This is a genomic window from Paenibacillus solani (genome assembly GCF_050475945.1).
Classification (GTDB): domain Bacteria; phylum Bacillota; class Bacilli; order Paenibacillales; family Paenibacillaceae; genus Paenibacillus_AQ; species Paenibacillus_AQ solani_A.
This window is the reverse complement of record NZ_JBCMXJ010000020.1, coordinates 39,467-52,852: the sequence shown is the minus strand read 5'-3', so window position 1 is coordinate 52,852 and position 13,386 is coordinate 39,467. Positions and strand designations below refer to the sequence as shown.

The window sequence follows — 13,386 nt, the reverse complement described above, 5'->3', positions numbered from 1 at the left end:
AGATCGAACACTCCTTCTGTTGATTAAGAAATGAAATTTGTAATATATATCCTGCAGAAAAAAAGACCGCAGGTTTTGTACCTGCGGTCTTTATCTGTTAACCGCATCATTACCCTCCATGAAGATAGCTCAACACGGGAAGCTCCCGTGACAGTTCCGTCTCTTTCGACAACGGCCCCAGCACAGGATACAAGAGTATACCCTGCACTTCGGCATTCAAGCCTTTCATTGCGCTTCATCGGCTTCTCTTCGCCTTGGCACAATTACTGATCCTGTTTGCAACCTCTACCTCATCTTGGAATGATGAGGCTATCTGTATATTCAATTTAATAAGAGATTTTCCCAGTATAGAACACATGATAGGCCAGAAGCAATGGATAATTTTTACGGTTGCCCCGTTGAAATCGGATTAAGAGTGATTTCGTTTGGCCATCTGCTGCCATACGGTTCCAGCAGCCTCTTCGCCGGATTCGATACGTTCGAGCGCCATTCGAGCTTGCAGGCTAACCTCAAATTCCGGATCATTGGCCGCTTCTTCAAGAGCAGGCCGTGCTTCTTCGGTACCGACTTCGTACAGGAAGCGGGCGGCACGCCAGCGTACAATCTTGCTGCTGTCCTTCAAAGACTCCATCATCACCGGGGTAGCGGCGGCATCGCCGATATCGGACAGCGTATCGCCCGCCGTTCGGCGTACAGCAGGTGTTTCGTCACGCATCGCTTCATATAAGAGCTCCATCGCTTCCGGGGTGTGAAGATCGCCCAGGTATACGACGACGAGCCGGCGGATCTGCATCTTGGGATCATGAAGCGCTTGGCGCAGAAGCGGGATATGCCGCTCGGTAGGCTCCAAAGCATCCAATGCGGCATAGCGTACACGCCAATCCTCATCCTGCATCGCAGCTTCGGTTTCCTCGTCGGTCAGCTTGCGGCGCTGCTCCACGAAATCCTCATCGCTGGCACCGTGCGCTATCGCCTGGGCGACAACCTTATCGAGTCGCTCCTGTGGGAATGCCGCTTCCAGCTCTTGCTCTACATCCCTAGCAATGTCGGCCAGCTGGCCATAACGTACGCCGTACTCCTTGAGCTTGCGTTCTTTGATAAGCGACGAGGTACCCACGGCCGATATAGCTTTCGTGAAGCGCTCGGACAGGGCGATGCGCTCCTCCTGGTTTCCACTTTTAACACGAATTTGCATCGGAATATTACGGAAGTATTGTACGAATACTTGAGCCTCGCCAAACGGAAGATCACCCTCATTTTCTTTTAGACCCGTAGCAAGTCCTTCCTGACCGAATATTTCCTGTACTGCACCCAGAATGGAGGGCCAGTCCGCATTCCCTTTACGGTCAAGCGCGATAAAATCAAGGGTATGAAAGACGCTCTTCACGCCTGGAATATGGAGCAACTGCTTGATCCAGGGAGGAGCCGATCGTTCATTTTCTAACGTATATGTTCTGCGTATCCCGGACTCCAGGGTCTCATCAAGGTGAAGCATCATGGAGTTCGGGCTCGGGGTGGGTTCAATGAATGTAATTTTCATGATATTGTCTCGCCTCCTTATCCTCTTATTGTACCTCTTTTCCCGGAAGGAACAAACATGCTGTATAAGGATTCTCTTTAAAATAATCGGATGTTGGATAAAAAGGGGATCATATTGTAAAAACTGATAGTGGTTGGGTGGATTCTATGATGTAAAAGCACCGGATTCGCACCAAAAACGGCTCTCACCACAAGAATTGATAGACATAGGGAGGCTTCGCTATCAGATGTACAGGAAGCAGGAGACAAGGCTTGCAATCCTATGCTTTATTGCTGCGCTCATTATGCTGTACGGCGCCGTAAAAGGTTATCTGCGCTATGTTGAATATTTCGGATAAAACACCAAGGAGTGAACGTCATGTCTTCACTGGACCCGGTCCTTATGAGCCGGATGTTAACCGGCCTGACCCTGTTCGTACATATTGTTCTTGCAACGATCGGCGTTGGGATTCCGATTATGCTGGCTTTGGCAGAGTGGAGAGGAATCCGGACGGGAGATAACCATTATACATTGCTAGCCAGACGCTGGGCTCGAGGGTACGTGATTACGGTAGCCGTCGGTGTTGTGACAGGTACGGCTATCGGCTTGCAGCTCAGCCTGCTATGGCCCACTTTTATGCGGGTAGCTGGTAAAGCCATTGCGCTGCCGCTGTTTATGGAGACCTTTGCTTTTTTTGTGGAGGCGATCTTTCTTGGCATTTATCTTTATACATGGGATCGTTTCAGGAATAAATGGACCCATTTGCTGCTGCTTATTCCCGTTGCTATCGGCTCCTCCGCATCCGCGTTCTTTATAACGAGCATGAATGCCTTTATGAACCAGCCCCAGGGCTTTGAGCTGGTGGATGGGGTGTTTACGAATGTGAATCCGTTTGTTGCCATGTTCAATCCGGCAACGCCGACCAAGGTGAGTCATGTGCTGGCATCTGCTTATACGACAAGCGCCGCGTCCTTGGCCAGCATTGCAGCGTTTAACCTGCTTCGGGGAAGAAACCATATCTATTTTAGAAAAGCCCTGAAGATCACTGTCGTCTCTACCTTTGTCTTTGCTGTAGCCACGGTAATGATCGGAGATTTCTCAGGCAAGTTTTTGGCCAGGTATCAGCCCGAGAAACTGGCGGCCGCGGAGTGGCATTTTGAGACGATGACTGAAGCTCCGCTCATCTACGGAGGTTTTCTCGATGAGACTAATAATATTAAATATGCGCTGAAAATCCCTTATGCGCTCAGTATATTGGCGGGGAATAATCCCCATAAAGAGGTCATTGGGCTGAATGAATTTCCGGAGGATGAAAGGCCGCCTATGTCGGTGCATTATTTTTTTGATTTGAAGGTAACCAGCGGTGCCGTGATCGTGCTGATTCCGCTGCTCTATATGTTTCGCAAGAAACTTCCTGGCAAAAAGCCCTACCCGAAATGGCTGCTGATCAGTATATTGGCTTTGGGGCCTCTATCGATGTCAGCCATATGGCTGGGCTGGTTCCTTGCCGAGATTGGGAGGCAGCCGTGGATTGTGCGGGGATATATGAAGGTATCGGATGCGGCAACCACTTCAACAAGCGTCGGCTGGATGCTGGTGCTGTTTATCATCTTGTATCTGGTGCTCTCCGTATCTGCAATCCGTGTGCTTAGCCAACTGTTCCGGAATAAGAGCGCTGAAGAGGAAATTCGGACGCTGGGACTCGACATCGAAGGAGGAGACCGCAAATGAGTTATGCCATGGTGGCGATCACCGTCCTGTGGACGTTTCTGTTTGGATATTTGCTGGTGGCCTCGATCGACTTCGGTGCCGGATTTTTCAGTTTTTACAGCGTGCTTACAGGACATGAGAATAAAATCCATAATATTATCCAGCGATATTTATCTCCAGTATGGGAAGTGACTAACGTATTTCTGATTTTTTTTGTGGTTGGATTGGTCGGTTTTTTTCCCGATGCGGCATTTTATTATGGCACTGCGCTTCTTGTACCCGGCAGCTTAGCTCTTGTCCTGCTGGCCATTCGGGGTGCTTACTACGCTTATCACACGTATGGCAGTCAGACCGGGAACAACAAGATTTATATGGGGCTGTATGGAGCAACGGGGCTGCTGATTCCCGCTGCTTTATCGACCATATTGGCGATCTCGGAAGGCGGCATTATCTATATGGACAACGGAAGAGTCATGCTGCACTGGAATACCTTCTTTACAAATCCCTACACGTGGTCGGTCATACTTCTGGCTCTAGTCAGCGTCTTGTACATCTCGGCCATGTTCTTATCCTATTACGCGCAGCGTGCTGGGGATGAGGTCGCCTTCGGCGTGGTTCGCGGCTATGCGCTTGGATGGAGCTTACCAACAATTCTTGCTTCACTGTTCGCTTTTTTTCAGATCAACCAGCAGAATCCTGTGCATTTTGGGCAGATGCTGGATATTGCCTGGATGTTCATCGCGTCGTTTCTCTGCTTTGTGGTGGCGGTGTATCTACTATGGAAACGCATCCGGCTCGGCATAGCATTCATCATGGTTATGCTCCAATTTGCCTTTGCCTGGTATGGATATGGGCGCTCACATCTGCCGTATATCCTCTATGATTACATTCATATTCAGGAGAGTATTACCAATGATACGATGGCGATTGCCTTGATCACTGCCTTTATTCTGGGGTTATGCGTATTGGTTCCATCTCTGATTCTACTGATGCGTCTGTTTCTGTTCGATGCCAACTACATTCGCGGCAAATCCGCCAAGAAGGGGTGAGGCAAGTGGAGGACTTCGACATTTATATAGCGCCACTGCTAACCGTATTGGCAGCTGTCGTGTTTATGGCGATCTACGTCGTCAAGTATAAAGATCCTTCAGATTGATTCAGCTGCTTAGAAGGAAATTCATTGTTTCGTCAGGAATCAAACGGTGTAAAAAGAACAACAAAGCAGCAAAGTTGAGCGGATAGGTATATAAAGGGTAAAATACAGGTAACGGAAGGAGGATGCTGCATGCCAAAAATTCGCTATAACAATATCGATAACGTCAGCACAGACAAAACGCTTAAACAGTTCAAGCAGTGGCGCGACGAACGTCGTCAGAAGAAGAAGGATTATTCTTACTGCATTCCGAACCTGACGCCGGATCTTCAGTATTTGCATAGCAACCGGCACGAAACCTCTGTTACCTGGATCGGGCACGCAACGTTCTTCATCCAATATGAAGGCATGAATATTGTAACCGATCCCGTATGGGCGAAGAGAATGGCTTTCAATAAGCGTCTTGGAGAACCAGGGCTTCCTATTCATGAGATTCCCCCGATTGATGTGATCTTGATTTCGCATTCTCACTATGACCATATGCATGTTTCCTCGATTCGTAAACTGTATCGTGAGGGGACGACTATCATTGTACCGGTTGGTTTGCGGCGCAAAATGATCAGTAAAGGCTTTCGCCGTGTGATTGAGCTGCAATGGTGGGAATCGGCAACGATCAAGGATGTGAAATTCTCCTTTGTGCCGACACAGCATTGGACACGGCGTACGCCGTTTGATACGAACACCTCGCATTGGGGAGGGTTTGTGATGGAGCCTTTGCTGCAGGAAGCGGCTACGGAATCGGATCCTTCGGACGATGCGAAATGCTCAATCGATGCTTCCGCAGAGGAGGGCCCCCGGCTGCTGCCACCGAATTTGTATTTTGCCGGAGACAGCGGGTATTTCGAAGGCTTCAAGCTGATAGGTGAACGCTTTAACATTCACCTTGCCTTGATGCCGATTGGGGCATACGAACCGGAATGGTTCATGACCTCACAGCATGTCAATCCGGAAGAGGCGCTGCAGGCGTTCCTGGACGTGAAAGCCGAGACGATGATTCCGATGCACTACGGCACGTTCAAATTGGCTGATGACACAGCCAGGGAAGCTTTGGACCGGATGGAAGCGGAACGACAGCGGCTGGGTATCGCCAAGGAACGAATTCGCGTATTAAAATATGGAGAAACTTTCAAAGTTCAGCCGGAGTGCCGCAGTGCTGAATCTTAGATTATACGATGAATGACATGAGCCTCCTGTACTATCGCCATTTCATAAATGGCACGCGCAGGAGGTTATATTTGTTTAAAACCGTTTTATATGTGGCGGAAGCTTCGATAACGGTCGTACTTATGCTATAATGTGCTGAAACACCAAAAGTGATAAAGGATGGTAATGCTTAATGATCAGTACAAGCGGCGTAACGCTCCGCTATGGCAAACGAGCACTATTTGAAGATGTCAATATAAAATTCAACCCCGGCAATTGCTATGGACTCATCGGCGCAAACGGGGCGGGCAAGTCTACATTCCTGAAGATCCTCTCCGGTGAAATAGAGCCTAACCAAGGTGAGGTTCATATGACACCGAACGAACGGATGGCGGTTCTGAAGCAGAACCACTATGAATACGACCAATATCCGGTCCTTGAGACCGTTATTATGGGTCATGGTCGTCTGTATAACATTATGAAGGAGAAGGATGCGCTTTATGCTAAATCCGATTTCTCTGAAGAAGACGGCATGCGTGCGGGCGAACTAGAAGGCGAATTCGCCGAGCTGAACGGATGGGATGCAGAGCCGGATGCGGCTGCGCTCCTGATTGGCCTGGGTATTCCACGTGAGCTGCACGACAAGAAAATGGCAGAGCTGAGCGGTAACGAGAAGGTACGCGTACTCTTGGCGCAAGCTTTGTTTGGCCGGCCGCATAACCTGCTGCTTGATGAGCCTACCAACCACTTGGACCTCGAATCGATTCAATGGCTCGAGAACTTCCTGATGGATTATGAAGGCACCGTTATCGTGGTATCTCATGACCGTCACTTCTTGAACAAGGTATGTACCCATATTGCGGACATCGACTTTGGTAAAATCCAGTTGTATGTCGGCAACTACGATTTCTGGTATGAATCCAGTCAACTGGCTCTTGCTCTCCAGCGCGAGTCGAACAAGAAGAAGGAAGAGAAGATCAAGGAGCTTCAAGCCTTCATTCATCGTTTCTCCGCGAATGCCTCGAAATCCAAGCAGGCGACTTCCCGGAAGAAGCAGCTCGATAAAATTACGCTGGACGATATTCGTCCTTCTAACCGGAAATATCCGTTTCTCAACTTCAAGCCTGAACGTGAAGCTGGCAAGCAGCTGCTGACAGTTGATGGCATCACGAAGAGCGTAGAAGGCGAGAAAGTGCTGGATAACGTGAATTTTGTGGTTAATAAAGGTGACAAGATTGCATTTGTCGGGCCGAACGGTTTGCCAAAAACAACCCTGTTCCAGGTTATTACCGGGGAAACCGAAGCGGAAGCCGGTGAATACAGCTGGGGCGTAACCACGACTCAAGCGTACTTCCCGAAAGACAATTCGGCTTATTTTGACGGAGTCGATCTGAACCTTGTGGAGTGGCTGCGTCAATATTCCAAGGATCAGGATGAAACTTTCCTGCGCGGATTCCTTGGCCGCATGCTGTTCTCGGGCGAAGAAGCGCTCAAGAAAGCTAGCGTATTGTCCGGTGGCGAGAAGGTTCGCTGCATGCTGGCAAAAATGATGCTCAATGGCGCGAACGTATTGATTTTCGATGAGCCGACGAACCACTTGGATCTGGAATCCATTACGGCACTCAACAACGGACTCATCGATTTTGATGGAACGATTCTGTTTACCTCCCATGACCATCAATTCATTCAAACGATTGCTAATCGGATTATCGAGATAACGCCTAACGGTATCATCGACCGCAGCATGAGTTATGATGAGTATCTTGAGAATGAAGAGATCAAGGGACTTCGCGAGAGCATGTACGCTGTGCAAGTTTAAGTTCACCATAACAATAAAAAAATGCTGCACCTTCTTCATAAATGGAAAGGTGCAGCATTTTTTGCGTTTTGCGTTCTACGTAAGGACTCTACGAACCGCCGGTACGACGACGCTGATTGTTTGGTTTTTTGTTATTTTGACTCTTCATTCTTTGCGTTGAAGTGCCTTGGAATTGCCCCGGCTTATTTCCGCCTGCATTTTGCTGCTTCTTTTGCTCCAATTTTTGCCGGATGGCATCAGCTAAATTTACTTTTCGCGTTTCATTATTCTCGGGCATAGCCTCACCCTCCTCCTCGCGATCATCTTGTCCTCATTTTATTCGTTTTTAAATCGCCCGGCAAGGGTAACAATGGTTAATACCATTTTCTCCGAGTTAGGGTTCTTTGACGCAAAGCCAATTATGTTTCTCTGGACCCACACGATCAGCCTTTGCTAGGATATAAAATATGGATAATGTTGGTATTATTTAAAAGCTGCCGGGGAGTAAACAAAGGAGAGACTTGTATAGTGAATGCCTATGATAACATCAAGCAAGGGGAACGCGGGGCATGGATCAGCATTGCAGCATATCTCGTGTTGTCATCGTTTAAAATAGGTAGCGGATATTTATTCGCGTCCAGTGCGCTGCTCGCCGATGGGTTTAACAACCTGACGGATATCGTAGCCTCGCTAGCCGTATTAATCGGCTTGCGGATTTCTCAGAAACCGCCGGATTCCGATCATGCTTATGGACATTTAAGAGCAGAAACCATTGCGGCTCTGGTCGCATCGTTTATTATGGCGGTTGTAGGTATCCAGGTACTGGTCGAGGCCATTCGTTCGTTTTTTGAAGGTGCTAAAGAAGTGCCAAATTTATGGTCTGCAGGCGTAGCCGCGGTCTGTGCGGTTGCTATGCTGGGTGTATATCGTTACAATCGGAACCTTGCACGGAGAATAGATAATCAGGCATTGATGGCAGCAGCCAAGGATAACTTATCGGATGCTCTGGTCAGTGTAGGAGCAGCTGTTGGTATTATCGGCGCCCAATTTGGCCTGCCATGGCTGGATACAGCTGCAGCGGTAGCGGTAGGAGTTATCATTTGTAGAACGGCCTGGGAGATATTCAGAGATTGCACCTATAGTCTAACCGATGGATTTGATGAAGATCGTTTATCAGACTTGCGCGGTACGATCGCCCGGACTCCCGGTGTTGAAGGAATCAAGGATCTGAAGGCCAGAATCCATGGCAATCATGTGTTGGTGGATGTCGTCATCGAGGTGGATCCAAAGATCAGTGTTCTGGAGGGGCATCGAATTAGCGACCGTATCGAAGAACAGATGGAGAAGCTTCACAATATATTGAGTGTACACATCCATGTGGAGCCTAAGGAGTGAATATGATCAGATCGCAGAACCCAATACGGTTACGTATAACAATGGCAGGCCAAGATTCTCTTGACCTGCCATTTAATATGCAAGGCTACGTATTGGATCATAGAATCCGGAAGCCATTTAAGATTACTCTACATAAATCCAAGCTTTACCGAGCCATGTATAAACTTCAACCCATTCTCCGCCAAGAACGACATCATAACGAACATCGGTCGTGTCGATTTTTTGTGGAGCCAAAGCACCCAGCTTTTCGCCGTTTGGAGCGTTATAGAAATAAGTTACTTTGGTCAGCTCAATCATCGGTGTAGGTACCAATACCACATCATGAGGTTTGATAACAGGCTCATCCGTCACGATAGGCAACGCTCCGGAAGTATCGGTTACGACACCGGAAGTATCAGTTACGGCTCCGTTAACGGGCTCCGCTACAGTTCCTTCAACCGGATCTGCGCTGGCTACGGCGGTCAGGGATAGTGCGAGTGCTAGGGCTGCAGTAATGCTAAATGTTTTTTTCATAGATAATTTCCTCCTTGGGACTGTAGTATGATTCGACATTATCGTAATAACCACGATTTGGATGTTATGAACCAAGAAAGCTGGATAGATTTCTCATATCGTGACAAGTTTCCCGGATTCCTATATACTTTGGAGATGGATAAACCCTTGTGGTTGCAAGGTTATCCTTGGGAGGAGGAGCTGTAGATGGTACGCCGAAAAAAAAGAACCGGACGTATCCTGTTAGGGATCATTGTCCTTCTGCTTGTGGTGATCGGTGCGGCGCTCTGGTTTGTTTATCCTACGCAATCGCTGGACATGCGTTACCGTTCCGTTGACTTCAAGGACAAGTTAATGACGATGGTGACAAACCGGGATACCCGCATGCTGCTAAGCACGGAGGAAGTCGGAGAACTCAGCAAGAAGAACATGGTCAAATATATGAACACCCACGACTTAGGCGTTGACATTACGGGAGCTGACTTCGTGATGAATGGGACCATGATGACGGCTAATATGAACGGAAAATGGGGGATCGTGCCCTTTGGTGCTGTATTACGCTTTCAAATGTCAGCGGAGGGAAGCTATCTTCACTTAACTCATGAATCCACGACGATCCGTGGTGTGGATATACCTCTTAAATTGTTCCGGCTAGATCCTATCAAAATATCGCTTAAGGATTATTTGCCGGACCTGGTAACCGTGAAGAAGGTTAAGTTTCTATCCGATGGCCTAGAATTGAACTTTACGATGGATTGGATGTCCATTCCGTCCCTTTTCAAATAAGCTAGGAAATAGGCTAAAGACTCAGACAAGCACGTCTTGTCTCAGTCTTTTTTTGTTTTTATTAGTGATGTTATTGTTTTCTGAAAATAAATATGAAAAAATACATATGTAAATATTGACACTGTAATCTTCGCACACTATAATCAATAATTGTTTAGTTTTTAATGTTTTAGCACTAAAGTATTTAAAAAGGTGGAAAGAGAAATGTCCTCAATGTGTATTGGGCTTTAAAAGGAGTGGAATAAATACATGTCCATGCGGAATGAAATTCTAGAGTTAGAGATGCTATTTAAGAAAATGGTTCGGACCGTACAGAATGAGTGGCAGAAGGAGGGGTTTCCGAAATTAGGCAGAACCGATTATACCGCATTGGAAAAGCTCTACGAGCTGGGTGCTTTGAGGTTATCGGATTTGGCAGATGCTCTTCATGTGACTTGCGGCGCTGTGACAGGCATATCCGATAAATTGATCGAGGGCGGGTTCGCAGTCAGGGTTAGGGATCAGACAGACCGGAGGGTCGTCCATTTGGAAATTACGCCAATCGGGCGCAGTCTGATTGAACAGCTTGCCAACAAACGTGCCGAGTTAAGCGATTTATTATATGGATTTCTTACTGATGAAGAGGTCAGCCAGTTAAGCAATCTGTATCGAAAAATTTTGACGAATGTTGAGCATATCCGAAATTCGAAATCCACTAATAGCCAACAGGATATAGACAGGAATTGGTTTTGAAATTACTTAAGAAAGAGAGTGAAAGCCACATATGAGTACCCATTCTATTGCTCGCGCTGCTGAGCCTGTTAAGAAAGGTCCGATTATTGCTGCATTAATGATTGGTGCCTTTGTTGCTATACTTAACCAGACTTTGATGAATGTTGCTCTTCCAAGCATCATGGATAGTCTGAGTATCAAGCCGACGGTAGCCCAGTGGCTTACGACCGGATTTATGCTGGTGAACGGAGTTTTGATTCCTGTTACCGCCTATTTAATTGCTCGTTTCTCTACAAGACAGCTGTTCATTAGTGCGATGACACTGTTTACAATAGGCACCCTGCTGTGTGCCATTAGCCCGAACTTTGCCTTCCTACTCACCGGACGGCTCGTCCAGGCTTCCGGTGCAGGTATTCTTATGCCGCTCATGACTGTTGTGTTCCTGAATATTTTCCCTATTGAGAATCGCGGGAAGGCGATGGGTATGATGGGGATTGCCATGATATTTGCGCCTGCTATCGGACCTACGCTTTCAGGATATATTGTGGAGCACTATGATTGGCGTGTGTTATTTTACATGATTTTGCCGTTCTCCATCATTGCGACATTAATCGGAGTTTTCTTCCTGAAAAATGTGACCGAGGTCAGCAGACCCAAGCTGGATATGATTGCAGTAATTTTGTCTACGCTGGGTTTTGGCGGTTTGCTGTATGGGTTCAGTGATGCGGGAAATGACGGGTGGTCAAGCAAGACGGTTATTATATCCCTGGCCATTGGCGTCATCGCACTTATCCTGTTTGTATTGCGTGAAATGAAAACTGACAAACCGATGCTGGAGTTCCGAATTTTTAAATACAATATGTTTACACTAACAACGCTTATTAATGTCATCGTTACGATGGCTATGTACTCCGGCATGATCTTGCTGCCGATTTATCTCCAGCAGATTCGTGGGTTTACACCGGTGGAATCCGGACTTCTTATGCTGCCTGGAGCTATTCTGATGGGGATCATGTCACCGATTACCGGAGCAATCTTCGATAAAGTCGGCGCTAGATGGCTTGCCGTTATCGGTCTAGGCATTACTGTCATTACGACTTGGGAATTCAGTAATTTGACGGAGACGGTATCTTACACTCAGATGATGGTGATCTATACGGCCCGCATGTTCGGGATGTCGATGCTTATGATGCCAATCCAGACCGCCGGTCTGAATCAGCTGCCACGGGCTATGAATGCCCATGGTACGGCTATGTCGAATACACTTCGGATGATATCGGGCTCGATCGGAACAGCCATCCTAGTTACGGTCATGTCGACCCAAGCGGAGAACAAGGGGGCAGCCTTGCTGAAGTCAGGATTGTTTGATCCGCAGAATCAGGCTGACATGCTAAAGCTTGGTCATGAAGCGACGATATATGGTATTAATTATGCTTTTGTGATCGCTACATGGATCAGTGTCGTTTCCTTGATCCTCGCATTCTTTATTAAGAAGACGAAACCCGCTATAGAGCAGAAGTCTTCTTTGGATAAGAAGGCTGTGGCAAAGAACGTCTAGCCTGTTTTACAAATCTTGCTGGCATAGAAAAGGGTGTCCTGTCCGTTGATGAACGGACAGGACACCCTTTTCTTATTTTATGTTCTATGTGCGGGCTTTAGCTGCTTCACATACTTCGTCTGCGTCCGGTAAAGAGCGAGATTACAAACAGGACAACGAAGATAAAGAACAGTACCTTCGCAATTCCGGCTGCAGCCTCAACGATACCGAAGAAACCGAAGATTCCTGCAATCAATGCGATAACCAGAAAAATTACGGACCATTTTAACATCCTATTCACCCTGCTTTCTTCTTCAATATGATTTGGATATACATGAAAGTGCATAAAGATCTAAGAAGTGAATACACCCAAGCTTGAAGATAGATTGGGAGCCATCGGCTGTTGTCTTTATCGCCCTTCGTAGTGTTCTTTAACCGGGGTGGCAAGGGATGAAACAAGCTGGAAAACAGTGGTTCAGCTGGCATGGGATCCTTTGTTTCGGGAACTGGGGGATCGGGTAACTATTGCGTAACGTAAACCAATACCACGTGAAAGTGAGGAACATGTATGCTAACACAAATCAGTGTTGCCATTATTGCTTTGGCATTTGCGGTTCTTGTTTTCTTCTTGATTAAAACATTAAAGGCCGCGACGCAATCGCTCGAGAAGGTAACTTCGACACTCCAGGAAGTTCAGAAAACGGTGGACGAATTGACCTACGAGCTAAAGCAGACTATTCGAAATACGAACGATATTACGGTGGATGTACAGCATAAGATGAAACAGATTGATCCGGTGATGGACACCGTCAAGAATCTGGGCGAAGCTTTAAGCGAAGTCACCTATGCAGTGAAACAAGTATCCTCCGGTATGGTTAGCAAGTTCAAGCAATCCCGCATCGAGCAGAAGAAAGAACAGCCTGTTCGCACTGAGATTCCTTTGACGGCTTCGGAACGCACGTTCCAGTCTTATGATGGGGTATATAACCATAATACGGAACCAGCACAGGAGAAGAGCCGCAGTAGAAACTGGCTAGGGTACGTGGATACAGCAGTTGGCCTGTGGAACAGCTTCCGCCGCCAGAAAGCCAGATAACCAAAGTCCATGACGTATAGCTCTGCAAGAAGATAGGAGGAAGTCG

At 47.3% G+C, this 13,386-nt stretch carries 14 protein-coding genes and 1 riboswitch; of the genes, 10 read left to right on the top strand and 4 right to left on the bottom strand.

From position 1 onward, the window contains the following. Positions 1-117 precede the first annotated feature (117 nt). Positions 118-296, bottom strand: a riboswitch (Lysine riboswitch). Between the two features lie 113 nt (positions 297-409). Further along, positions 410-1,540, bottom strand: a complete 1,131-nt coding sequence (locus tag ABEQ74_RS25290) for a virulence factor (RefSeq protein ID WP_430124991.1) — start codon at positions 1,538-1,540, stop codon at positions 410-412. A gap of 357 nt (positions 1,541-1,897) precedes the next feature. Here ABEQ74_RS25290 and ABEQ74_RS25285 point away from each other — a divergent pair, with 357 nt between their 5' ends. The 5 genes from ABEQ74_RS25285 (at position 1,898) to ABEQ74_RS25265 (ending at position 7,344) form a co-directional block, all read left to right on the top strand. Further along, on the top strand, positions 1,898-3,250 hold the full coding sequence (locus ABEQ74_RS25285; protein WP_430124990.1) for a cytochrome ubiquinol oxidase subunit I: 1,353 nt from the start codon (positions 1,898-1,900) through the stop codon (positions 3,248-3,250). Further along, on the top strand, positions 3,247-4,278 hold the full coding sequence (locus tag ABEQ74_RS25280) for a cytochrome d ubiquinol oxidase subunit II (protein WP_430124989.1): 1,032 nt from the start codon (positions 3,247-3,249) through the stop codon (positions 4,276-4,278). Before ABEQ74_RS25285 ends, ABEQ74_RS25280 begins: the two co-directional genes overlap by 4 nt. A 5-nt stretch (positions 4,279-4,283) precedes the next feature. Then, the gene (cydS, locus tag ABEQ74_RS25275; protein ID WP_423212936.1) at positions 4,284-4,385 is read left to right on the top strand and encodes a cytochrome bd oxidase small subunit CydS; all 102 of its coding nucleotides are present in this window, start codon (positions 4,284-4,286) and stop codon (positions 4,383-4,385) included. 129 nt (positions 4,386-4,514) lie between these two features. Further along, positions 4,515-5,546: an MBL fold metallo-hydrolase gene (locus ABEQ74_RS25270; protein ID WP_430124988.1), complete on the top strand. Its 1,032-nt coding sequence runs from the start codon at positions 4,515-4,517 to the stop codon at positions 5,544-5,546. Between the two features lie 172 nt (positions 5,547-5,718). Continuing rightward, entirely contained in the window at positions 5,719-7,344 is a 1,626-nt protein-coding gene (locus tag ABEQ74_RS25265) for an ABC-F family ATP-binding cassette domain-containing protein (RefSeq protein WP_430124987.1), read from the top strand. A gap of 88 nt (positions 7,345-7,432) precedes the next feature. Here the strand turns inward: ABEQ74_RS25265 and ABEQ74_RS25260 are convergent, their stop codons facing one another. Next, positions 7,433-7,621 carry a hypothetical protein gene (locus ABEQ74_RS25260; protein WP_430124986.1) on the bottom strand — a complete coding sequence of 63 codons (189 nt, stop codon included), beginning with the start codon at positions 7,619-7,621 and terminating at the stop codon, positions 7,433-7,435. A 227-nt stretch (positions 7,622-7,848) separates the two neighbouring features. Between ABEQ74_RS25260 and ABEQ74_RS25255 the strand changes: the two genes are divergently transcribed. After that, on the top strand, positions 7,849-8,718 hold the full coding sequence (locus tag ABEQ74_RS25255; protein ID WP_430125133.1) for a cation diffusion facilitator family transporter: 870 nt from the start codon (positions 7,849-7,851) through the stop codon (positions 8,716-8,718). A gap of 123 nt (positions 8,719-8,841) precedes the next feature. Here the strand turns inward: ABEQ74_RS25255 and ABEQ74_RS25250 are convergent, their stop codons facing one another. Next, on the bottom strand, positions 8,842-9,231 hold the full coding sequence (locus ABEQ74_RS25250; protein WP_430124985.1) for a hypothetical protein: 390 nt from the start codon (positions 9,229-9,231) through the stop codon (positions 8,842-8,844). A gap of 186 nt (positions 9,232-9,417) precedes the next feature. Between ABEQ74_RS25250 and ABEQ74_RS25245 the strand changes: the two genes are divergently transcribed. The 3 genes from ABEQ74_RS25245 to ABEQ74_RS25235 all read left to right on the top strand — a co-directional run bounded on the left by ABEQ74_RS25245 (position 9,418) and on the right by ABEQ74_RS25235 (position 12,265). Then, positions 9,418-9,996 carry a hypothetical protein gene (locus tag ABEQ74_RS25245; protein ID WP_430124984.1) on the top strand — a complete coding sequence of 193 codons (579 nt, stop codon included), beginning with the start codon at positions 9,418-9,420 and terminating at the stop codon, positions 9,994-9,996. Between the two features lie 249 nt (positions 9,997-10,245). After that, positions 10,246-10,728: a MarR family winged helix-turn-helix transcriptional regulator gene (locus ABEQ74_RS25240; protein WP_430124983.1), complete on the top strand. Its 483-nt coding sequence runs from the start codon at positions 10,246-10,248 to the stop codon at positions 10,726-10,728. Positions 10,729-10,759: 31 nt separating this feature from the next. Continuing rightward, positions 10,760-12,265 carry a DHA2 family efflux MFS transporter permease subunit gene (locus tag ABEQ74_RS25235; protein ID WP_430124982.1) on the top strand — a complete coding sequence of 502 codons (1,506 nt, stop codon included), beginning with the start codon at positions 10,760-10,762 and terminating at the stop codon, positions 12,263-12,265. A 106-nt stretch (positions 12,266-12,371) separates the two neighbouring features. On the opposite strand, the gene ABEQ74_RS25230 is transcribed toward ABEQ74_RS25235, so the two are convergent. Further along, on the bottom strand, positions 12,372-12,536 hold the full coding sequence (locus tag ABEQ74_RS25230) for a DUF1328 domain-containing protein (protein ID WP_082361058.1): 165 nt from the start codon (positions 12,534-12,536) through the stop codon (positions 12,372-12,374). A gap of 276 nt (positions 12,537-12,812) precedes the next feature. Here ABEQ74_RS25230 and ABEQ74_RS25225 point away from each other — a divergent pair, with 276 nt between their 5' ends. Continuing rightward, positions 12,813-13,340 carry a DUF948 domain-containing protein gene (locus ABEQ74_RS25225; RefSeq protein WP_430124981.1) on the top strand — a complete coding sequence of 176 codons (528 nt, stop codon included), beginning with the start codon at positions 12,813-12,815 and terminating at the stop codon, positions 13,338-13,340. Positions 13,341-13,386 lie beyond the last annotated feature (46 nt).